Genomic DNA, 20,756 nt, shown 5'->3' with positions numbered 1-20,756 from the left:
GTCGCCCGGCTGGCCGGCCCCCGCCCGCCGGGGGTCGCGGCGGTGGCGATCGGTCGACGTCGGGGCCAAACCCGGGGGAACATCCGGCGCACCCACTGCCCGCGGCCGCGCTGTGGCCGACGATCGACGCCATGGCAGCCGAAACGGCGATTCTCGTGCTGGTGGTGCTCGCGGCGCTGGGCTTCTGCCTCACCAACGGATTCCACGACACCGGCAACGCGATGGCGACGTCGATCGCCACGGGCGCGCTGCGGCCGAGGGCCGCGGTCCTGCTGTCCGGCCTGCTCAACCTCGTCGGCGCGCTGCTGTCGGCGGAGGTGGCGCTGACCGCTGTCGACGCCGTCGTCCCGATCCGGGGCCCGGACGGCGCGCCGCGGCCCGAGCTGGTCGCCGACGGCGGCGCGGGGCTGCTGATGGTCGTGCTGTCCGGCCTGGTGGGCGGCATGGTCTGGAACCTGCTGACCTGGCTGCGCGGCCTGCCGTCCAGCTCGTCGCACGCCCTGCTGGGCGGCCTGGCCGGCGCCGCCCTGGCCGGCCCGGGTACGGCCGGCATGGACGGCGCGTGGCCGGCCGGCGCCGTCGGCGGGGTGGTGCTGCCGGCGGTCGTGGCGCCGGTGGTCGCGGGCGTGCTGGCCGCGCTCGGCACCCGGCTGGTGCTCCGGGGCACCGCCCGGTTCACCGGGAACGGCGTCCGGTGGGGGCAGATCGGCTGCGCCTCGCTGGCCTCGCTCGCGCACGGCATGAACGCCGCGCCGCGGACGGCGGGCGTCATCACGCTCGCGCTGGTCGCGACCGGCGGCCGGCACGACCCGGGCCCGACCCCGTTCTGGGTCACCGCGGCCTGCGCGCTCACCCTCGCGCTCGGCACCCACCTCGGCGGCTGGCGGATCATCCGCACGCTCGGCCGGGGCCTGGTGGGGATCTCGGCGCCGCAGGGCCTGGCGGCCGGGGCGGCCGCCCCGGCCGTCCTCCTCGCCGCCGGACCGCTCGGCCCCGCGCTGTCCAGCACCCACGTCGCCACCGGGTCCATCCTCGGATCCGGCGTGGGCCGGCCCGGCGCCCGGGTGCGCTGGCGGGTGGCGCTGCGGGTGGTCGCCGGCTGGCTGGCCACGCTGCCCGCCGCGGCCGTCGTCGGGGCCGGTACGTGGTGGATCGGGCACATCGTCGGCGGGATCGACGGCGCGCTGACCATCGTGGTCCTGCTGCTCCTGTTCGCCGCCTCGGCGTGGCTGTACTCGCGGCACGCGCCCGTCGACCACACCGACGTCGACGACGAGCGGGCCGGGGTGCCCCGCCGGCCGGTCCCGGCCGGCAGCCGGTAGGGGAGCGGGATCGGGTGCGCCGGTGGCCGCGCCGCACGCACCTCCGCGCGGCGCGGCCACCGGGGCGGGTCAGCCGATCAGCGTGACCGTGTAGTCGAGCGTGGTACCGGTGACGGTGTAGGTGGCGGTCTGGCCGTTGGCGCAGAAGCTGACGTAGACGTTGCCGGGGACGGTGTCCCCGCCGACCGCCGAGACGACCGGCCGGATCTCGGTGTTGGCCGGCAGGTTGGCCAGGGTCAGGTCCAGGCTCCGGTACTGGTTGATCGGGTACTGGTCCGACGGCGGCGTCTGCGCGCCGTCGCGGGTGGTGGGTGTGAATCCGAGCACGAATCCTGCGTTGTTCACCACGGCCATCTTCTGCACGCAGGGCACCGCCCGGGCGTCGGCCGCGGCGGCGGGTGCCGCCCCGGCGGCGACGACGGTCGCGCAGGTGGTGGCGGCCAGCAGGGTGTGGCGCAGTCGGGGTGCCATGTGGACTCCTGTGATCGGCGGGGGACGACCGGGGCGGCCGTCCCTTCACCACGCCGCTACCCGCCATCGACGTTTTTCACTCGCATTCGGCGAACTGCTGTGAACGGCCGGCGCCGCCGCCGCGCGGTCCGGCGGTGATCGTCGGCTGCCTACGATGGCGGCATGACCTCCACGGCGGGCAGCGCCCGGCAGATCACGTACTACGGCAACCCCGTGCTGCACCGCCGGTGCGCCGACGTCACCCGGTTCGACGCCGACCTGGCCGCGCTCATCGACGACATGTTCGCCTCGATGTACGCCGTCCACGGCGTCGGCCTCGCCGCGAACCAGATCGGCGTCGACCTGCGGGTCTTCGTCCACGACTGCCCGGACGCCGACGGCGTCCGCCAGGTGGGCCACGTCGTGAACCCGGTCCTGGCCGCGCCGCCGCCGGGCGTCGAGGTCGACAGCGGCGCGGAGGGCTGCCTGTCCGTACCCGGGCCGCGGGCCGAGCTGCCGCGGGCCGCGGTGGCCACGGTCACCGGGTTCGACCTGCACGGCGCGCCGATCACGGTCACCGGCAGCGGGTACTTCGCCCGCTGCCTCCAGCACGAGACCGACCACCTCGACGGCACCCTGTACGTCGACCGCCTCCCGGCCGACCGGCGCGCCGCCCTGCTGCGCGAGGCGGGCCTGGCCGTGCCGGCCGCCGACGCCCCGGCCGCCGACGCCCCGGCCGCCGGCGACCCGGCCGGTGGGTAGTGCTCCGGACGCCGGTGCGGCGGCGGGCGGCGCTCGTTGGTACCGGTGGGCGCCGGAGCACCGGCGCCGGGTGCGGAAGAGGGAGAGTGGACATGAAGCTGGCACAGCGCGTATCCCGAGTGGCGCTGGCGGTGGCCGTGGCGGTCGTCGGAGCGGTCCTCGCCGGACAGCCGGCGCCGGGCGGCGACCCGGCGCCCGCGGCCGCACCCGTCGCCCGGGGCGTCTCCTGGACCTGACGCGCGGTCAGGCCCGTCGGGTGGCCACCCGCCAGGCCCACCAGACCAGTGGGGCCTGCACCGGGAGCCGCGCGTAGGCCAGGGTCGACCACGGGGCGGGGCGGTGCCGCCAGTCGCGGGCCATCCGCAGGTTCGCCGGGAAGACGGCGACGAACAGTACGGCGGCGGCCGCCCCGCCGACCCGCCGCCAGCGGGGGTGGGCGAGCGCCGCGGCCACCGCCAGCTCGGCCACCCCGCTGGCGTACGTCCAGAACCGGGGCGGCCCCGGCAGCGCGCGCGGGACGATACGGTCGTACACCCGCGGGGCGGCGGCGTGCGTCACCGCGGCGCCGGCGAGCAGCCCGGCCAGGGCGAGCGACTCCGCGCGGTCCGATGCCATGGTCCCGACGCTACCCCCGGCCGGCCGCCGGCGGGCCGGGAGCGCCGACCCGCCGGGGTCCCGCGGCGGCTGCCCCCGGTCGCGCATCTCGGCCAGCCGGGGCGGCAACCGCGGCGGGCGGACCGGGCGGGGTCGCCGGCCCGGTGCGAGCGGCGGGCGGTCAGGGCGTGAAGCGGTAGCCGATGCCGGGTTCGGTGACGAGGTAGCGGGGTCGGGCGGGGTCCGGTTCGATCTTGCGGCGCAGGTTGGCGAAGTGCACCCGCAGGTAGTTGGTCTCCGTCTCGTAGGCGGGTCCCCAGACCTCGCGCAGCAGCAGGTGGTGGGGGACGAGCTTGTCCGGGTGGCGGGCGAGGATCTCCAGCAGGTGCCACTCGGTGGGGGTGAGCCGCACGTCGTCCCCGGCGGCCGTGGTGATCCGCTTGGCGGCGAGGTCGAGGGTGAACGCGGCCGTGCTGATCGTCGGGGCGCCGTCCGGCGGGGTCGGCGCGGCGCGGCGGAGGGCGGCGCGGATGCGGGCGAGCAGTTCGTCCATGCCGAACGGCTTGGTGATGTAGTCGTCGGCGCCGGCGTCGAGGGCGTTGACCTTGGCCGCCTGGGTGTCCCGCGCGGACAGCACGATGATGGGGGCGCGGGTCCAGCCGCGCAGCCCCTCGACGACGGCGACGCCGTCCATGTCGGGCAGCCCGAGGTCGATGATGGCCAGGTCCGGGGGAGTGCGGGCGGCGACGGCGAGGGCGGCGGTGCCGTCGGCCGCGGTCAGCACCTCGTACCGGCGGGCGGTCAGGTTGATCCGCAGGGCGCGGACCAGCGGCGCGTCGTCGTCGACGATCAGGATCCGGGTCACGGCGTCGCCGGACCGGTGTCGGCGGCGGGCAGGGTGATGGTCATCGTGAGTCCGCCGTCCGGGGTGTCGCTCGGTACCAGCGTGCCGGCCTGGGCCTCGGCGAAGCCGCGGGCGATGGCCAGCCCGAGCCCGAGGCCGTCGGTGCCGTGGTCGGTCAGCCGCTGGAAGGGCGCGAAGACGCGGTCGCGGTCGGCCGCGCCGATGCCGGGCCCGCGGTCGACAACCGCCAGCAGCAGCCGGTCGCCGCGGGCGCGGCCGCGGACGCGCACCGGCCGGTCCGGCGGGCTCGCGGCGCAGGCGTTGGCCAGGAGGTTCGCGACGACCCGTTCGAGCAGGCCCGGGTCCGCCGCGGCGAGCGGGAGGTCGTCCGGTACGTCCAGGTCGACGCGGACGCCGCGGGTGTCGGTGGCCAGGACGGCGCGGGCGACGACGGCGTCGAGGGCCGTGGGTCGTACGTCGACCGACAGCACCCCGGCCTGGAGCCGGCTCAGCGCCAGCAGGTTGTCGACGACCAGCGTGAGCCGGTCGGCGGACTCCTCGACGGTGGCCAGCAGCGCGGCCCGGTCGCCCGCGTCGAAGTCGACGTCGGGCTGGCGCAGGCTCGACACGGCGGCCTTGATCCCCGCCAGCGGCGTCCGCAGGTCGTGGCCGACGGCGCCGAGCAGGGCGGCCCGGACGCGGTCGATGTGGGCCAGCTCCTCGGCCCGCGCGGCCCGGCCGGCGAGCCGCTGGGTCTGCAGGGTACGGCCGGCGGCGGTGGCGAGCCGGGCCAGCGCCCGGCGGTCCTCGGCGAACAGCGGCGGCCCCCAGCCGAGCAGGCGCAGCCCCGCCCCCGCGGCGACGGACAGCTCGGGCTCGCCGGCCGGCGGCGGGCCGACCCGCTCGACGGCGTGGTCGCCGTCGGCGAGCGCGACGGTGGTCATCCGGTAGCCCGCCCGCACCTGCTCCAGCAGGTGCGTCAGCGACGCCTCCCCGACCGGCTGCGCGTGGGCGGCGGCGAGCAGCGCCGCCTCGGCGTCGCGGCGGGCGGCCGTCGCCCGGTACCGGGCGGCCAGGTCCACGGCCAGGCTCACCGCGGCGGCCACGCCGACGTAGACGGCCAGTACGACCGCGTTGTCGGGGGCCGCCACGGACAGGGTGTGGAACGGCGGGACGAAGAAGTAGTTGACCAGCAGGTCGGCGGCGACCGCCGCGGCCACCCCCGGCACCCAGCCGCCCGCGGCGGCCGCGGCGAGCACCGGTACGAGGTAGAGCAGCACGAGGCTGGCCAGCGACAGGTGCGGCCGGGCCGGGACCAGCGCCGCGGTCGCCGCGGCCAGCCCGGCGGCGGCCACGGCCGCGCCGGCGACCGCCCGCCGCCCCCGCCGGCCGCCCCCGGCCGGTGCCCGCGCCACCGTGATCCCCATCCCGGACAGTCTTACCCGATATCCCGGACAGTCCTACCCGATCCGGCCGGCGGCCCGCCCGATCCGGCCGGCGATTCGCCCCGCCCGGCCGCCGGTCCGGTCGGGGCACCGCGGACCGGCCCGCGGCCACCCGGCCGGCGCGCGGCCGGCCGCCGGCGGCTGGATTCGAGCTGCCAGGGCACGCTGACGACCATGACCCGCGGCTGGAACAGCAGCCGGGCCTTCAGCCGCAGGGCGCTCTGGTTGTGCAGGAGCTGCTCCCACCAGTGGCCGACCACGTACTCGGGGATGTGGACCACGACCAGGTCCCGGGGCCCCTCGCCGCGCAGCCGGGCGACGTGGTCGAGGACCGGTTCGGTGATCTCCCGGTACGGGGAGTCCAGGACGGTCAGCGGCACGCCGAGTTCCCGCTCCGCCCACTGCCGCTCCAGCTCGCGCACGTCGTCGCCGCTGATCCCGACGGTCAGCGCGCCGAGCGTGTCCGGGCGGGTGGCCCTGGCGTACGCGAGCGCCCGCAGGGTCGGGCGGTGCAGCCGGGAGACGAGCACGACGGCGTGCACCCGGGCCGGCATCACCACCCCGCCCGGCTCGGGCTCCAGCTCGGCGGCGACCCGGTCGTAGTGGGCCCGGACGGCGCGCATCGCCGCGTACAGCACCGGTACCGCGATCACCACCAGGTACGCGCCGTGGGTGAACTTCGTGGCCAGCACGATCACCAGCACCAGCGCGGTGAGCACCGCGCCCAGGGCGTTGATCGCGCGCGAGCGGTGCAGCCGCCGGCGCTGCGCCGGGCCGCGCTCGGTGGCCAGGGCGCGGTTCCAGTGCCGCACCATGCCGGCCTGGCTGAGCGTGAACGAGGTGAACACCCCGAGGATGTAGAGCTGGATCAGCCGGGTGACCGAGCCGTCGAAGGCCCGGATCAGCAGCGCGGCGACCAGCGCGAGGACCACGATGCCGTTGGAGAACGCCAGCCGGTCCCCGCGGGTGTGCAACTGCCGGGGCAGGAAGCGGTCCTGCGCGAGGATCGAGCCCAGCAGCGGGAAGCCGTTGAACGCGGTGTTCGCGGCGAGGATCAGGATCAGCGCGGTGGTCGCCTGGATGAAGTAGAACCCGACCCCGTGGCCGCCGAACACGGCCGCGGCCACCTGCGCGATCACCGTGCGCTGCGGGTCCGCCGTACAGTCGCCCGGGAAGCCCACCAGGTCGCAGGTGTGCTCCGCCACCCGCACCCGGGTGATCAGCGCCAGCGCGGTGATCCCGGCGAACAGGACGATCGCCGTCGCGCCCATCGCCAGCATGGTCCGCGCCGCGTTGGCCGCCTTCGGCGGGCGGAACGCCGGCACGCCGTTCGAGATGGCCTCCACCCCCGTCAGGGCCGTGCAGCCGGAGGCGAACGCCCGCATCGTCAGCAGCGCCAGCGCCAGCCCGGTCAGCCCCACCTGCTCCGGCCGGACGGTCCAGGCGGCCGACTCCGCCACCGGCGGGTCGCCGAGGACCGCCCGTCCGATCCCCACCGCCACCATGACCAGCACGCCGCCGATGAACAGGTACGTGGGCCAGGCGAACGTCCGCCCCGACTCGCGGACGCCGCGCAGGTTCATCGACATCAGCAGCAGCACGAACGCGACGTTGAGCAGGACCCGGTGCCCGTTCAGCGCCGGCACCGCGGAGATGATGTTGTCCACGCCGGCGGCCACCGACACCGCCACGGTCATGACGTAGTCGACCAGCAGCGCCGCGGCCACCACCAGCCCGGCCGGGCGGCCGAGGTTGCGCGAGGCGACCTCGTACGAGCCGCCGCCGCCCGGGTACGCGCGGACGACCTGCCGGTACGAGGCCACCACGACCGCGAGCAGCACGACCACCGCCACCGCCACCCACGGCGCCAGGAACAGGTACGCCAGCCCGCCGAGGGTCAGCACCAGCAGGATCTCCTGCGTGGCGTACGCCACCGACGACAGCGGGTCGGAGGCGAAGATCGGCAGCGCCAGCCGCTTCGGCAGCAGCGTCTCGCCGAGGTGGTCGCTGCGCAGCGGGCGACCGACCAGCAGCCGCTTCAAATACGTCAACACACCCGGTAGTGAAGGCCCGGATGCCGCGCAACTCGATAATCTTGACGGTTTCTTGACGCCGCCGGGCGCGGTTCCGACGCGTTCTTGACGCGGGAGCCGGCCGGGCCGGGTGTCGGGCCGGCCCACACGCCGAAGTCGCCGTTCACTGCTCTAGAGTGTTTCCGAAGATCACTATCATTCGGCGGAGGCTTCAGTGGCGCGTCAGACGATCACCGTACTCACGGACGACATCGACGGTGGCACGGCCGAGGAGAGCGTCAGCTTCGCGCTCGACGGCGTCCAGTACGAGATCGACCTGTCGGGCAAGAACGCGGAGAAGCTCCGGAAGGCACTGGCGCCGTACATCGAGAAGGCCACCCGGATCGGGCGCGGCGGCGTCGTGCCCGGCCGCCGCGGCCGCGCCACCCGGGACGCGGGCGCCGTCGCCGGCCGGGAGCAGAACAAGGCCATTCGCGAGTGGGCGAAGCAGGCCGGCAAGGACGTCAGCGAGCGCGGCCGGATTCCGGCGACGCTGGTCGCCGAGTTCCGCGCGGCGCACTGAGCGATCACGACCAGCGGCGCGCCCGGGCCGCGGCGGAACTCCTGGCGGACCGCTGCGCCGGCATCCTCGGCGCCGCGGCGCGGTCGGTCATCCTGCACGGGTCCCTGGCCGCCGGCGGGTTCCGGCCCGGCCGCAGCGACATCGACCTGCTCGCCGTGGTCGCGGAGCCGCTGAGCGACGCCCGGGCAGCGGACCTCGAGGACCTGGTCCGCGGGGCGGAGCCGGGCGGCGCCGCGGGGATCGACCTGCACGTGGTGTCGGCCGGGGTCGCCGGCGCGCCGTCCCGGGCGCCCGCCCTCGACCTGCACGTGGGCCGGTACGACCGGTCGGCGGCCGGGGTGGAGGTCGCCCGGTGGGTGCCGTCCGATCCCGACCTGGCGGTCGAGCTGTCCATCGCGCGGGCGCAGGGGCGCGCCCTCGCGGGGGCCGCCCCGGCGGCGGTGATCGGCGCGGTGCCGGACGCGTGGGTGGTGGACCGGGGGCGGCACTGGCTGACGGTCTGGCGCGCGCTGCTCGGCGACCGGGAGAACGCCGCCTTCATGGCGCTGACGGCCTGCCGCATCTGGCGGTTCGCCGGCGAGCGCGTGCACTGCCCGAAGGACAGCGCCGCCCGGTGGGCCCTGGCCCGGGACCCGTCGCTGAACGCCATCGGGGCGGCGCTCCGGCAGGAGCACCCCGACGATCCGGCGACGGCCATCGCCGCACCCGACCTGGCGGCCCTGCTCGATGCCGCGCTGCGCGATACCGATCAGGCGCCACCCATTCCGGGGAATTAATTCGGGTGGAGGAGGGTGCGGGCCCGCCTTATGGTGGGCCGATGGCGTCGGTCAAGCAGTTCCAGGTCACCTTCGACTGCGCGGAGCCCGAGCGCGTCGCGCGCTTCTGGTGCGCGGTATTGGGATACGCCGTCCCGCCACCGCCGGACGGTTTCGACACGTGGGACGAATTCGACCGCACGCGGCCGCCCGAGCGCCGGGGTGCGGCGTTCGCCTGCGTCGACCCCTCCGGGGCGGGCCCGCGGCTGTTCTTCCAGCGGGTGCCCGAGGGCAAGGTGGTCAAGAACCGGGTCCACCTCGACGTACGGGTCGGCACCGGGCTCGCGGGTGAGGAGCGCCTGGCCGTGCTGGAGGCCGAGTGCGCGCGGCTGCTCGCGCTGGGCGCGGTCCGGGTGCGACTGCTGACCGCCGACGACGAGAACGAGTCGTGCCTGGTGATGCAGGACGTCGAGGGCAACGAGTTCTGCCTCGACTGAGCCGGCCGCGAACGCGGCCGGCTCAGTCGGCCGGGCCCACCCCGCCGGTCACCAGGTCCACTTCTGCCGGGCGTCGCCGTTGCAGGCCGCGAGGAGGACCGCCGCGTTGTTCGCCGCGGACGCCGTCGCCAGGCACAGCGTGGTCTTCCCGGCCGGCCGGATCGTGCGGTCCGAGCGGAACTGCCAGGTCTGGGCGACCGTCCTGTTGCACCCGTACGCCCAGATCCGCTGCCCCGCCGCGTAGTTCGCCTGCGGCACGTCCACGCAGTTGCCCAGGACCCGCAGCGTGTTGTCGTTGGGCAGGCGGGTCAGCGCCTGCGCCCGGCCGCTCCGGCAGTCGTACGCCACCAGGTACGTGCGCGGCGCCGTCGCCGACGACGGCACGTCGACGCACCGGCCCGTGCTGTTCTTGACCGCGCCCATCAGCGGGCTCGGCCCCCGGCCCACCTGGACCATCGAGGCGACCGACGGGACGCCGGCGGCGTCCACGACGAACAGCATGTAGTAGCCGGGCGGGGCGACGCCGCCGGTCGGCGGCCCCTTGACCGTCAGCGTCGACCCGGCGGTCGTGAACGTCAGCGGCACGTACCGCTGGCCCTGGTCCACGCTGTGCGTGGCGTCGCCGAGCCCCACGAGCGCGACCTTCCGGATGCTCGCCGCGCTGGCGGACGTGAGGGTGAAGGTGGTGTTGATGCCGATGCCGGTCGGCGCCGCCGAGACGACCGGGCGCACCGCGCGCTGGCCGCTGCCGTCCTTCTTGAACAGGTACGGCGGGCTGAAGTACTCGACGTTCTTCTCCAGGTACCCGACGTCCATGCAGATGCCGCAGATCCCGCCGCCGCCGGTCATGACCCGGCCGTCGGGCAGCAGCACGGACGCCGAGTGGTACTGGCGGATGCGGCGGGCGCTGGCGAGCACCGTCCACTTGCCGGTCGCCGGATTCCACCGCTCCGCCGACGTCGCGGCGTGGCCCAGGTCGACCAGGCCCGAGACGGCCGCGCTGGTCATGCCGCCGGTCGCCAGCACCGACCCGTCGGCGAGCACGGTCACGTTGTGCTGCCGGCGGCCGCTCGCCAGCGAGCCGGTCGCCGCCACGGCCGGTACCCGGCCGGTGTTGCTGTCCAGCACGACGGCGGTCCGGCTGGGGACCCGGGCCGCGCCGCCCTCGGTGATGTCGCCGCCGCCGACGACGATCGACTTGCCGATGTGGTACGTGGCGAAGCCGCCGTAGTCGCGGGTGATCCCGTCCCGCTTGCCGGTGCCCGTGATGACCGCGCCGCCGGGCGTGCTGACGGTGTACCCGGTGGGGTCCGGGCCGAGCAGCCCGAGCTGGGTGTCGGGGCGCGAGGCCAGGAACGGGTAGAGTCGCGCGCTGTACTTCGTGAAGCCCGGCAGCGACCGCAGCGTGCCGTTCGCCTGGTACACCTCGGCCGTCGCCGGCCCGCCGCCGATGATGACGCCCTCGCCGTTGGCCGTCCCCGCCACCGACGGGTACCAGCGGGCGCCGGCCATGTCCCGGCCGCGGGTCCACGTCTCGGTCTGCCAGTGGAAGACGTGCGTCCGGACCGTTCCGTCGAGTTTCGCGTTGGCGTTGCCGCCGGCCACCAGGACGTCGCCGTTCGGGAGGTGGGCGAAGCCCGCGCAGAAGATGTTGGTGCCCTTCAGGTCGACCCGCTTGTACGTGTTGTTCCGCGGGTTCCACACCATCGCCCGGGTGAAGCTGTGGTCCGGGTACGTCTCGGCCGCGTTGTCGCCGACGGAGTCCCAGATCAGCACCCTGCCGCTCGGCAGCACCGCCTGGAAGACCGGTACGACGGGCGTACCGGCGACCGCGCTCCACGCGCCGGACTGCCCCGGGTCCGCGGCCGCGGACCGGGTGGCGCGCGCCGTCCCCGGCCGGACCCCGGTGCGGCGCTGGATCCGCCGGGCGTTCTCGGCGGTCCGCGCCTCGATGACCCGCAGCGGGGTGCCGACGAGGTCCTGTGCCATGTGGTCGCGGTCGACCCCGTCGGCGTGATCGTGGGAGTGCCCCGGCGCGGGGGCGGCCGGCCGGGCCGCCGGCGGCGAGGAGGGGCCGGCGGCGGCGGACGGCGCGCCGGCGGTGGCGGCGGTGGCGCCGAGCAACAGCGCTGCCGATGCGAGGAATGACCACATCAATCTGCGTCGCGTACGCATGAAGTCGGTCCTTTCACCAGAAATCTTTGGTCGGTCGCTGTGGGCGGGATTCAGCAACGTCGATCCGGAGATCGGCCAACGATTTCCACTCTGCCCCCCGGATGCTGCGCCGTGCCCGAGCCCGGGCGCGCCCGGGCGGACTGTCGCATGTGGCCAATGATAACAGTTCGGCCGCCAAGGAAATGAACATCAATGCCCGCCGGTACTCATTCCGGGACGGCGTTCGGCGAAATGACCCGCGGGTCCGGACGGCGGCCGGAGGGGACTGTCGAGTGTCGGCCGGCGGGCCGGGGCCCGGCCCGGCGACCGCCCTGGCGGGCGTCCCGGGCCCGTGGCCCCGCCCGCCCGGTGCCGGGTGAGGTGCGTCACGGACGCGATCCCGGGGGAGTGGGTGCATTCGTGGTTGCTCCGGCGACAACAGATGCACCCACTGCCGCCCGGTTCACGGCTGCGGTCGCTCGTACCCATCACCGGTCTTCCTCGTCGCCGCGGTCGGCACGCACCGGCAGGTGGATGTTGCGCGGCCACGGCGCGTCGCCCGGCTCCCGCTCCTGGAGCGCGTAGCCCTCGCCGACGTACGGCGAGAGCCCGAGCCGCGGCGCGGCCCGCTCGGCCGGCTCGGTGTACCGGTAGCGCGATGTCCGGCGCCAGCCGGCGCGGCTCCGGGCGGGTGGCCGGGTCCTGCTGGTAACCCCGTGCCGGCGATGACGAAAGTTCCGGGTGGTGCTGCTGGACGAGTACCAGGACACCTCGCACGCCCAGGTGGTGGTCGCGGGTAACGCGACCAAATACCTACTAATCCGATTGGTTGACAATGGTCTGGATGTGCGGTTTGCGGTAGGTGAAGCGTCGGACCAGCAGCTCGAACGGGCCCCGATTCCCGGCGCGGCGCATCCACTCCGCGAGCAGCACGGTGCCCAGCCAGGTCGCCGCGGCCAGCAGCGCCGTCCCGGCGACCGTCAGCGTGCCGGAGAGGTCGAGCAGGAACGGCGTGAACGCCACCGTCCAGACCGGCGACTGGGCCAGGTAGCAGGTCATCGACCGCTGGCCGGTGGCGGCGATCGCGTCCACGACCGGCCCGCGGGGACGGTTGCGCAGCCGGGCGGCGAGCAGGGCCAGCAGCGCGGCGTAGCCGAGTCCGCCGAGCAGGCCGGTCGCGTCGTGCAGCGGGCTGATCAGCGCGATCGTCGACCGGTCGGGTACCGGCAGCGCGCCGGCGAGGACCAGAGCGGCCGGCTGGGCGCCGAGCACCGCCGCGCCGATGCCGAGGGCGGCCGCGGCCCGCAGCAGGGTCCGGTGGCGGTCCGGCTCCTCCAGGATGCGCCGGCGCCCCGCCCACAGGCCGAGCACGAACGGGCCGAGGAAGCCGATCGGCCCGAGCAGCGCCACGTACAGCGACGCGCCGGCCCGGGCGACGACCGCGGTGGCCGGGTCGGGCGGCAGCAGCGACGGGTCCGGCGGCTCGGCGCGCAGCAGGGCGTCGCCGGGCAGCGCGGTCAGCAGGAGGCACAGCGCGGCGACCACGAACAGCCACCGGTCCCGCCAGCGCACCAGGAGCGCGCCCGGCAGCAGCAGCACGCCGTACGCGGTCAGGATGTCGCCGGCGTAGAGCAGGACCGCGTGCAGGAAGCCGACCACCACCAGCACCAGCCCGCGCCGCCACAGCAGCCGGCGCACGCCGCGGGGCCCGCGGTCCCGCTGCCGGTCCGCGATCCGGGCGACGCCGTAGCCGAACAGGAGCCCGAACATCGGGAACGCCCGCCCGTCGGCGAGGGTCGAGAGCAGCCAGACGACGCACGCGTCGAGGGTCGAGCCGTCCTGCGGGTAGCCGCCGCGCACGGTGCCGCCGGTCAGGAAGTAGTGGGAGTTGGCCAGGGCGATGAACAGCAGCATGAAGCCGCGGGCCAGGTCCGGCCCGAGCGCCCGGTCCGCGAGCGGGGTCGCCCGATCCGGCCCGGCCGGCTCCGCGGCCGCCGCCGGCCCCGCCGCCGGGTCGGTCAACGGCGGGCCGTTCCCGGGCGGGGAGGTCGGCCGCGGTGAGCGGCGCCTCGGCGGGGTCGCACCCTTCCGGTCATGACCCCCAGCCAACCACAGCCGATCCAGCCGGACGGCGGAACGTCCGACGACCGCCGGTCGGCCGCCGGGGCGGCGCGGGGTGCCCGGCGAGGGGATCGGGCGCTATGCGGGTTTGGGCGCCGGGCGGGACTTCCGGCCCCGCCGTTCGGCGACCCGGGTCGCCGAATCCTGCGTACCGTCCATCGTGTTCCGTCGGCTGCCGACGGTACGGGGGCGAACGTGCGTCACGGCACCCGGCCGGGCGGCTGCCGACATGTCGGCTGACACCCGGAGCTGATTTCATGACCAGACGCATCGGCCTGCCCACCGCCCTGGCGGCCGCCCTGCTCGCCGCACCGCTGGCCGCGCCCGCCGCCGCGGCCCCGGCCACGTACTTCGAACTGCACCAGGGGACCTCGTGGGCCGAGGTCACCTACGACATGGTCGAGGCCAACGGCCAGAAGGTGTGGAACCTGGAACTCATCCTGCAGGTGAGCGACGGCTGCAACCAACTGTTCTACAGCCAGCGCTGGCAGACCGACCTCCAGTACTACGGCGCCCTCGGGCCGGAGATGTGCGGGCAGAGCACCCACTGGTACGACGACATCAGCATGCCGTCGCGCGACTACGACATCCCCGGCCTGGCGCTGTGCCGGGCGGACACCTCGCCGGTCACGCCGGGGACCGCGAACTGCACCCGGGTCCGGCGGCTCGACGTCTGACCGGCCGTGCGGGTGGTGGGGCGGGGTCCCACAAGTCCCCGCCCCACCACCCCGGCCTCGCCGTGGGCCGCCGAACCGCCGGCCAACGAACCGCCGGTCGCCGAACCGTCAGTCGACCTTCGCGTAGCCGTCGTCGGGGGCCAGGTCGAGCGTCAGCGGCGCCGCATCGGAGTCGTCGCGCGGGTAGTAGAGCCCGGTCCGGTAGCCGATCTCGGCCGGGTTGTCGATGCAGGACAGCGGGAAGGCGATGGTGTGGGTGCCGTCGCCGTACGCCCCCGTGCCGTCGCAGAGCGGGGTGAGGGTGCCGTCCTTCTCGTCCCTGAAGACCCGGGCGACGAGGCCGTCCGCGCCGTTGTAGGTGCCGTAGTACACCAGGTACTCGATCTCCTCGCTGTCGTCGGTGTTCAGCTCCATCGGCGCCGCCGCGAGGTCCTCCCACGCCGGGTCCGTCTGCGGGTCGGTCGGCTTCGCGGTCCGGAAGCTGAGGACCAGGTCGTCGCCGACGCGGCGGCCGTCCGCGGCGACGAGGTCGGCCTCGGGCTTGTCCACGGGCTCGCCGGTCGCCATGTCGACGACGTCGCCGGCGGGGTCGACGACCGGCGCCGCGCCGCCGGCGAGGGCCGGCGCGGCGGAGCCGGCGCAGATCGCGGGCACCGCGAGGGCGGCGGCGAGGATGCGGGCGGTCAGGGATCTCATGCTGTCCTCCGGCGGGGCGGGCGGGGTGCGGGGGAGTGCGTCACCAGCCGGCGGGCTGGGTGCCGCCGAGGGCGGTGATGGCGTTCTTGATCGGGGTGAGGAACCCGCTGACCCGGGCGTAGTGGCCGGGGTTGTTCGCCCGGGCGCAGCCCACGCCCCAGCTCGTCAGGCCGACCAGCACCCAGCGGTCGCCGTCGCGGGCGGCCAGCGGGCCGCCGGAGTCGCCCTGACAGGTGTCGATGCCGCCCTTGGCCAGGTCCCCGGCGCAGATCTCGGCCGCGCCGACGGTGTCCGGGCACTGGTCGGCCGGGATGTGCGGCACGTCGACCTCGCGCATGGTGGTGACGCTGTTGCCGAACTCGCGGGTCGCGCCCCAGCCCATCGCGCGCAGGGTCGGCGTGGCGTCGTACCGGTTGTCGGTCGGCACGGCCACGGGGGCGATGTCGGTGACCGGGCGGTCGAGCTTGACCACGGCCCAGTCGGCGACGTTCGCCCCCGGCGGGTCGGTCGGGTCGGGGCCGACGCCGTACTTCACGCCGGCGCCCTCGCGCTGGGTGCCCTTGGTGCGGTTGACGTCGCCGAGGTGGAGCGTGACCCGGCCGCTGCCGCCCTCGAAGCAGTGCGCGGCCGACAGGACGATGTCGGGGGAGATCAGCGACCCGCCGCACAGCATGGACAGGTGGGCCACCCACGGGTAGGAGCCCTCGGCGACGGGCTTGCCGCCGACGATGCCCCGCGGCGGGTCGGCCGCGACGGCGGGTGCGGGGAGCAGCCCGGCGAGCAGTGCGGCGGCAGCCGCCGCGCCGAGCGTGGACAGGAGGGTGCGAGGTTTCACGGGTGACTCCGGGTGGGTGGGCAGCGCCGGGTTGTCGACGGCGCTGGCGGGGTGGTGGCGCGGGCGCGGCCCGCGTCGGCGCACGGCACCGGCTCTTTCCGGGTGGGTGGAACCGGCCGTACGCAATTGGCATCGATCACTATTGCGTCCGATGGGGTCGGTGAACAATCTCAGCACCCATAGCGCTCATCTATGTTGATCGAAATAAATGCGGCTCACGTTCGATCAATTTCATGAACGGACGCGATTTCCGGAATTGACGGACCGTCGCGCGGATGGCCTCCCGCGGCCGGGCCGCATGCCGAACGGCCCGACGGGGTACGGCACGGCCACCGACGAACGCCACCCGGAGGCCCACGATGCTCCAGCCGGCCGATGCCGCCGCCCGCCGACCCCACCGCCGCAGCGCGGCCCACCGGGTCCCGGCGCCGAGAACCGCCGCGGGCGGGTCGGCCGCGCTGCGCCGGGCGGCGCGCGAGGTGTTCGGCTGGCCGGAGCTGCGGCCGGCGCAGCTCACCGCGATGCGCGCCGTGCGGGCCGGGCGGGACGTGCTGGTGGTCATGCCGACCGGCGCCGGCAAGTCCGCGATCTACCAGGTGCCGACCGCGCTGGCGGCGGGCCCGACGGTGGTGGTGTCGCCGCTGCTGGCGTTGCAGCACGACCAGGTGTCGGCCCTCGCCGCGACCGGCGCGCCGCGCGCCGCGGTGGTCAACTCCGGGCAGGGCGAGGCCGCCAACGCCGCCGCGCTGGCCGCGGTCGCCGACGGTACGGCCGGGTTCCTGTTCCTCACGCCCGAGCAGCTCGGCCGGGGCGAGGTGGTCCGCGCGCTGGCGGCCGCCCGCCCGGGGCTCGTCGTGATCGACGAGGCGCACTGCGTCTCGACCTGGGGCCACGACTTCCGGCCGGACTACCGGGCGCTCGGCGCGGTGATCGAGCGGCTCGGCCGCCCGCCGACGCTGGCCCTGACGGCGACGGCCTCCGCGCCGGTCCGGGAGGACATCGTCGCCGCGCTGGGTCTGCGCGACCCGGTGCAGGTGGTCAGCGGGTTCGACCGGCCCAACCTGCGGCTCATCGTCCGCCAGTACGTGCAGGACGCCGACAAGCGCGCCGCCGTGGCCGAGTACGTCCGCGCCGAACCCCCGCCCGGCATCGTCTACGCCGCCACCCGCCGCGCCACCGAGCAGTACGCGGCGGAGATCGCCGCCGGCGGACTGCGCGCCGCGGCGTACCACGCGGGGCTGCCGGCCGGCGTGCGCCGGGAGACGCACTCCGCCTTCCTGCGCGGGGACCTCGACGTGGTGGTGGCGACCACGGCGTTCGGCATGGGGATCGACAAGCCGGACGTCCGGTTCGTCATCCACGCCGACGTGCCGGAGTCGCTCGACGCGTACTACCAGGAGATCGGCCGGGCCGGGCGGGACGGCGCGCCCGCCGACGCCGTGCTCTGCTACCGCCCGGAGGACCTCGGCCTGCGCCGCTTCTTCGCCTCCCGCCGGGTGGACCCCGCGGCGCTGCGCGCCGTCGCCGGAGCCGTCCGCGCCGCCGGCCGGATCACCGGCCGCGCGCTGCGCGAGCGGGTGGACCTCGGGCCGGGCAAGGCCGGCCGGCTGGTGAACCTGCTGGTCGAGGCGGCCGCCGTCGTCCGCGGCAAGCGCGGCGCGCTCCACTGGGTCGACGCCGGCACCGACGTCGGGACCGCCGTCGAGGCCGCGCTCGCCGCGGCGGAGCGCCGCGAGCTGCTGGAGCGCTCGCGGGTGGAGATGATGCGCGGGTACGCCGAGACGATCTCCTGCCGACGCCGGTTCCTGCTGGGCTACTTCGGCGAGCAGCGGGCGCAGCGGTGCGGCACCTGCGACACCTGCCTGACCGGGCTGGCCGCGCGCACCGAGGAGGCGGCCGAGCCGATGCCGCACCCGTACGCCGTGGACGGCCTCGTCGACCACCAGCAGTGGGGCCGGGGGACCGTCATGCGGGTCGAGCCGGACCGGATCACCGTGCTGTTCGCTTCCGCCGGCTACAAGACCCTGGCGGTGACCGCCCTGGTCGAGCAGTCCCTGCTCACCCCGGCCGCATAGCGGCCGGCGGGGCGAGCGCGACCGCGCCCGGCGGCGGACCTCGGTCGACCCGTTCGATCACCGCGCGGCGGATGACGAACCAGTGGCCGAGCACCTGGTGCCGGGGCACGTCGCCGACCTGGCGGGCCAGGTCGGCGCGGCGGCGGCGCCGGGCGGCGGCGGGCGGGCGTCGGCCGTACCCGCGCAGTGTCCATCGGCCCTCCTCGGTCGCGTCGCGGCTGGCCGTCAATATAGTAATCAGATAGGAATAATGGAAAGAGGGCGCGAATTGCGCCACGGAAAGAAATTGCGCCGTACCCGGTGAGCTGCGCGAATGCCGTTCGGCATCGGCATTCCGCCACCCGGCCGGCGCACGGTGATTGCCGGCGTCGCGGGACCCGCCCGGTACGGCGGCGGCGTCGGCGCGTTCGGCGGCGGCGCGGGCGGCATCAACGGCGGTCCCGGGTCCGGTTTCCGGACCCCGACCGGGCGGGCCGCGGTCACGCGCAGGGGCGCGCCGACAGGCCGAGCAGGACCGCGAAGTCGGACCGGGCGCGGGCCGGCATGGTCAGCGCGGCCCGGTCCCGGCGGGGGTCGGCGACGGTGACGTACCCGCTCAGCCGCACCGCCAGCGGCTCGGGGTCGACGCAGCGGCTCTGGTCCACCTTCTCCGGCGGGTACGCGCCGATCCACGGCCCGCGGTACGGCCCGGCGAGGTCGGCGACCCGGACGGTGCCGAGCACGTCGTCCACCTCGCCCGCCTCGACGTGCACCCGGCCGACCGCCCCGGCCGGCAGGGCCGCCCGCCCCTTCGCCCCGACGGCCTCCAGCCGCCACCGGTGCCCGGCCGGCACGCCGACCCGGATCTGCGCTACGCACGCGCGCTCGACCGTCCCGCCGGCCCGGCCGCCGGCGCGCAGCGCCATCGCCGCGAAGCGGAGCAGGACCGTCCCGTTCGGATACCCGGTCAGCCGCACGCCCCGTACCCCCGGGCAGGCGTCGCCGGCGTGGGAGCCGAGGGCGAACGTGAGCCCGCCGGCGCGCGGCCGGGGCGCTGCCGCGCCCGCCGCGGGCAGCCCGGCGGCGACCACCGCGGCCGCGCCGGCTCCCGCCAGCACCCGACCGAATCGTCCATACGCGAACATGACGACCTCCCCGTTCGACGAAATGCCACCAAACCAGCTATTTCGGAGTTTAGGCGAGTGTGCTCCGGTGTGGGCGGGGCCGGTGCGGTACCGGCGGCTCGCCCCGGACCGGCCGGGCGGACGGGCGGCCGGCTGGCCCGGCGGTGTTGACCTTCGCCACATTTCCGGCTCTTCCGCGGTACGCCGAGCCCGACTAGATTAGGAGAGCCTTACTTAAGAGGAGATGTGTGTGCGCTACCACGAGCTGAGGGTTCCCGGCCGGTTCGACCCGATTGTCCTGGCGGCGCGATTGGCGAGTTGCGGACTGTTCGAGGGCTACGTCGTCTACGAGCGCGGGGGCGAGTGGTGGTTCGCGGGCGACCGGCTCGTGGACGTGGTGGTGGACGGCGAGTCCGTGCGGGTCACCGCGGACGGCACCACCTCGGCGCAGCCGTGGACGGGGGAGCCGCTGAGCCGGGTCAACGCCGCCCTGGCCGGGTCCGGGGTGAGCGGCTGGCGCGCCTTCGGCTGGGCCGGGTTCGAGCTGGCGTACGCCATCGCCGGCCGGCGCGACCTGGTCGGCGAGCAGGACCTGCTGCACCTGTTCATCCCCCGCACCGAGGTGCGGCTGGCCGACGGCGAGGTGCTCGTCCGCAGCGTCGACGAGGATCGGCTCGGCGCCGTCCGCGAGCTGCTGCGCGCGCCGGAGGCCCCGGCCGCGGCGCCGGCCGCTGCGCCGGTCGACATCGCCGACGGCCGCGCCGAGTACGAGGCCGGCGTCGCCAAGGTGGTCGCGGACATCCGCGACGGCCTGCTGCAGAAGGTGATCCTCTCCCGCGCGGTGGACGTGCCGTTCGACGTGGACCTGGTCTCGACGTATGTCCTCGGCCGGCAGCGCAACACCCCGGCCCGCTCGTTCCTGCTCGACCTCGGCGGCTGGCAGGCGGCCGGGTTCAGCCCGGAGACGGTCGCCGAGGTCTCCGCCGACGGCCGCGTGCTGACCCAGCCGCTCGCCGGCACCCGGGCGTACGGCGACGACCCCGCGGCCGACGCCGACCGGCGGGCGACGCTGTACACCGACCCCAAGGAGGTCTTCGAGCACGCGGCCTCGGTGAAGCTCGCCTGCGAGGAGATGTCGGCCTTCTGCGCCGCCGGCTCGGTGTCGGTCGGCGAGTTCATGGTCGTCAAGGAGCGGGGCAGCGTGCAGCACCTCGGCTCCCGGGTCAACGGCGTCCTCGACCGCGGCCGGTCGGCGTTCGACGCGCTCGCGGTCCTGTTCCCCGCGGTCACCGCCTCGGGCATCCCGAAGCTGCCGGCGTACGACCGGATCGTCGGGCTGGAGGACCGGCCGCGCGACCTGTACGCCGGCGCGGTGCTCATGGCCGCGGCGGACGGCTCGCTGGACGCGGCGCTGGTGCTGCGCGCGATCTACCGGCGCGACGGCCGCACCTGGCTGCGGGCCGGCGCGGGGATCGTGGCGGACTCCACGCCGGAGCGGGAGTACGAGGAGACCTGCGAGAAGCTCGGCAGCGTCGCCCCGCACGTGGTGCGGCGCAGCCGCGAACTGGCCGAGCTGGCGGCCGGCTGACACGTCGCGCCACCGACCCGCGGCCGCCACTCATCACGGGAGCGGCGGCCGCGATGCCCTTCGATGTGCCGGAGCGCCGCCCCGCAAGGTGACGCGCTGATGGTCAGTCGAACGTGAGGCCGGCGGCGGCATGGGCGAGCGCCGCTTGGGTGGCGTACCCGGTTGATCCTCGCGGCCGGCATCCCGACGGTGGTCATGGCGCGGCGCGAGCCGGCCCTGTTCCTCGCCGACTGTCAGGGCTAC

The 20,756-nt window shown here is 75.6% G+C and carries 21 protein-coding genes; 9 read left to right on the top strand and 12 right to left on the bottom strand.

Translation table 11 applies throughout. From position 1 onward, the window contains the following. Positions 1-131: 131 nt before the first annotated feature. The gene (locus tag IEY94_RS18940) at positions 132-1,322 is read left to right on the top strand and encodes an inorganic phosphate transporter (RefSeq protein ID WP_189171569.1); all 1,191 of its coding nucleotides are present in this window, start codon (positions 132-134) and stop codon (positions 1,320-1,322) included. A 69-nt stretch (positions 1,323-1,391) separates the two neighbouring features. Here the strand turns inward: IEY94_RS18940 and IEY94_RS18935 are convergent, their stop codons facing one another. Then, on the bottom strand, positions 1,392-1,793 hold the full coding sequence (locus tag IEY94_RS18935; protein WP_189171568.1) for a hypothetical protein: 402 nt from the start codon (positions 1,791-1,793) through the stop codon (positions 1,392-1,394). 162 nt (positions 1,794-1,955) lie between these two features. On the opposite strand from IEY94_RS18935, the gene def reads away from it, so the two are divergent. Together def and IEY94_RS18925 are read left to right on the top strand one after the other, a co-directional pair. Next, on the top strand, positions 1,956-2,534 hold the full coding sequence (def, locus tag IEY94_RS18930) for a peptide deformylase (RefSeq protein WP_189171567.1): 579 nt from the start codon (positions 1,956-1,958) through the stop codon (positions 2,532-2,534). Between the two features lie 92 nt (positions 2,535-2,626). Next, positions 2,627-2,770 (top strand): hypothetical protein, encoded by a 144-nt coding sequence (locus IEY94_RS18925; RefSeq protein ID WP_189171566.1) that lies wholly within the window; start codon positions 2,627-2,629, stop codon positions 2,768-2,770. A 7-nt stretch (positions 2,771-2,777) separates the two neighbouring features. On the opposite strand, the gene IEY94_RS18920 is transcribed toward IEY94_RS18925, so the two are convergent. From IEY94_RS18920 to IEY94_RS18905, 4 genes are all read right to left on the bottom strand, one after another. Beyond that, complete coding sequence (locus IEY94_RS18920) at positions 2,778-3,149, bottom strand: DoxX-related protein (protein ID WP_189171565.1); 372 nt, start codon at positions 3,147-3,149, stop codon at positions 2,778-2,780. Between the two features lie 160 nt (positions 3,150-3,309). After that, on the bottom strand, positions 3,310-3,993 hold the full coding sequence (locus IEY94_RS18915) for a response regulator (RefSeq protein WP_189171564.1): 684 nt from the start codon (positions 3,991-3,993) through the stop codon (positions 3,310-3,312). Continuing rightward, complete coding sequence (locus IEY94_RS18910; RefSeq protein WP_189171563.1) at positions 3,990-5,399, bottom strand: sensor histidine kinase; 1,410 nt, start codon at positions 5,397-5,399, stop codon at positions 3,990-3,992. The genes IEY94_RS18915 and IEY94_RS18910 overlap by 4 nt, the downstream gene beginning before the upstream one ends. A gap of 11 nt (positions 5,400-5,410) precedes the next feature. Next, complete coding sequence (locus IEY94_RS18905; RefSeq protein WP_189171562.1) at positions 5,411-7,471, bottom strand: APC family permease; 2,061 nt, start codon at positions 7,469-7,471, stop codon at positions 5,411-5,413. Between the two features lie 193 nt (positions 7,472-7,664). Here IEY94_RS18905 and IEY94_RS18900 point away from each other — a divergent pair, with 193 nt between their 5' ends. The 3 genes from IEY94_RS18900 to IEY94_RS18890 are packed head-to-tail and all read left to right on the top strand — an operon-like array spanning position 7,665 to position 9,264. After that, positions 7,665-8,012, top strand: coding sequence for a histone-like nucleoid-structuring protein Lsr2 (locus tag IEY94_RS18900; RefSeq protein ID WP_189171561.1), 348 nt, complete (start codon positions 7,665-7,667; stop codon positions 8,010-8,012). After that, complete coding sequence (locus IEY94_RS18895; RefSeq protein WP_189171560.1) at positions 7,928-8,788, top strand: aminoglycoside adenylyltransferase domain-containing protein; 861 nt, start codon at positions 7,928-7,930, stop codon at positions 8,786-8,788. Before IEY94_RS18900 ends, IEY94_RS18895 begins: the two co-directional genes overlap by 85 nt. A 41-nt stretch (positions 8,789-8,829) precedes the next feature. After that, a complete protein-coding gene (locus IEY94_RS18890; RefSeq protein ID WP_189171559.1) occupies positions 8,830-9,264 on the top strand; it encodes a VOC family protein in 435 nt (144 codons plus the stop codon). Positions 9,265-9,312: 48 nt separating this feature from the next. On the opposite strand, the gene IEY94_RS18885 is transcribed toward IEY94_RS18890, so the two are convergent. The 3 genes from IEY94_RS18885 to IEY94_RS18875 form a co-directional block, all read right to left on the bottom strand. Further along, positions 9,313-11,253, bottom strand: coding sequence for a galactose oxidase-like domain-containing protein (locus IEY94_RS18885; RefSeq protein WP_229784253.1), 1,941 nt, complete (start codon positions 11,251-11,253; stop codon positions 9,313-9,315). Positions 11,254-11,906: 653 nt separating this feature from the next. Beyond that, a complete protein-coding gene (locus IEY94_RS18880; RefSeq protein WP_189171557.1) occupies positions 11,907-12,227 on the bottom strand; it encodes a hypothetical protein in 321 nt (106 codons plus the stop codon). Between the two features lie 7 nt (positions 12,228-12,234). Further along, positions 12,235-13,440 carry a DUF418 domain-containing protein gene (locus IEY94_RS18875; RefSeq protein WP_229784252.1) on the bottom strand — a complete coding sequence of 402 codons (1,206 nt, stop codon included), beginning with the start codon at positions 13,438-13,440 and terminating at the stop codon, positions 12,235-12,237. Positions 13,441-13,796: 356 nt separating this feature from the next. Here IEY94_RS18875 and IEY94_RS18870 point away from each other — a divergent pair, with 356 nt between their 5' ends. Continuing rightward, on the top strand, positions 13,797-14,216 hold the full coding sequence (locus IEY94_RS18870; protein ID WP_189171556.1) for a hypothetical protein: 420 nt from the start codon (positions 13,797-13,799) through the stop codon (positions 14,214-14,216). A gap of 108 nt (positions 14,217-14,324) precedes the next feature. Here IEY94_RS18870 and IEY94_RS18865 read toward each other — a convergent pair whose 3' ends face one another. Both IEY94_RS18865 and IEY94_RS18860 read right to left on the bottom strand, forming a co-directional pair. Then, the gene (locus IEY94_RS18865) at positions 14,325-14,912 is read right to left on the bottom strand and encodes a hypothetical protein (RefSeq protein WP_189171555.1); all 588 of its coding nucleotides are present in this window, start codon (positions 14,910-14,912) and stop codon (positions 14,325-14,327) included. A 40-nt stretch (positions 14,913-14,952) separates the two neighbouring features. Then, positions 14,953-15,747, bottom strand: coding sequence for a serine protease (locus IEY94_RS18860; protein ID WP_189171554.1), 795 nt, complete (start codon positions 15,745-15,747; stop codon positions 14,953-14,955). A gap of 359 nt (positions 15,748-16,106) precedes the next feature. Between IEY94_RS18860 and IEY94_RS18855 the strand changes: the two genes are divergently transcribed. Then, positions 16,107-17,822, top strand: coding sequence for a RecQ family ATP-dependent DNA helicase (locus IEY94_RS18855; protein ID WP_189171553.1), 1,716 nt, complete (start codon positions 16,107-16,109; stop codon positions 17,820-17,822). Here the strand turns inward: IEY94_RS18855 and IEY94_RS18850 are convergent. Both IEY94_RS18850 and IEY94_RS18845 read right to left on the bottom strand, forming a co-directional pair. Continuing rightward, a complete protein-coding gene (locus IEY94_RS18850; RefSeq protein ID WP_189171552.1) occupies positions 17,806-18,051 on the bottom strand; it encodes a hypothetical protein in 246 nt (81 codons plus the stop codon). The two genes, IEY94_RS18855 and IEY94_RS18850, sit on opposite strands and share 17 nt — an antisense overlap. Positions 18,052-18,301: 250 nt before the next feature. Next, a complete protein-coding gene (locus IEY94_RS18845) occupies positions 18,302-18,919 on the bottom strand; it encodes a hypothetical protein (RefSeq protein WP_189171551.1) in 618 nt (205 codons plus the stop codon). Positions 18,920-19,175: 256 nt separating this feature from the next. Here IEY94_RS18845 and IEY94_RS18840 point away from each other — a divergent pair, with 256 nt between their 5' ends. After that, on the top strand, positions 19,176-20,513 hold the full coding sequence (locus IEY94_RS18840; RefSeq protein WP_229784251.1) for a salicylate synthase: 1,338 nt from the start codon (positions 19,176-19,178) through the stop codon (positions 20,511-20,513). Positions 20,514-20,756 lie beyond the last annotated feature (243 nt).

Source organism: Pilimelia anulata (assembly GCF_014647895.1).
Taxonomy (GTDB): Bacteria; Actinomycetota; Actinomycetes; order Mycobacteriales; family Micromonosporaceae; genus Pilimelia; species Pilimelia anulata.
This window is presented reverse-complemented; position numbering and strand designations above follow the sequence as displayed.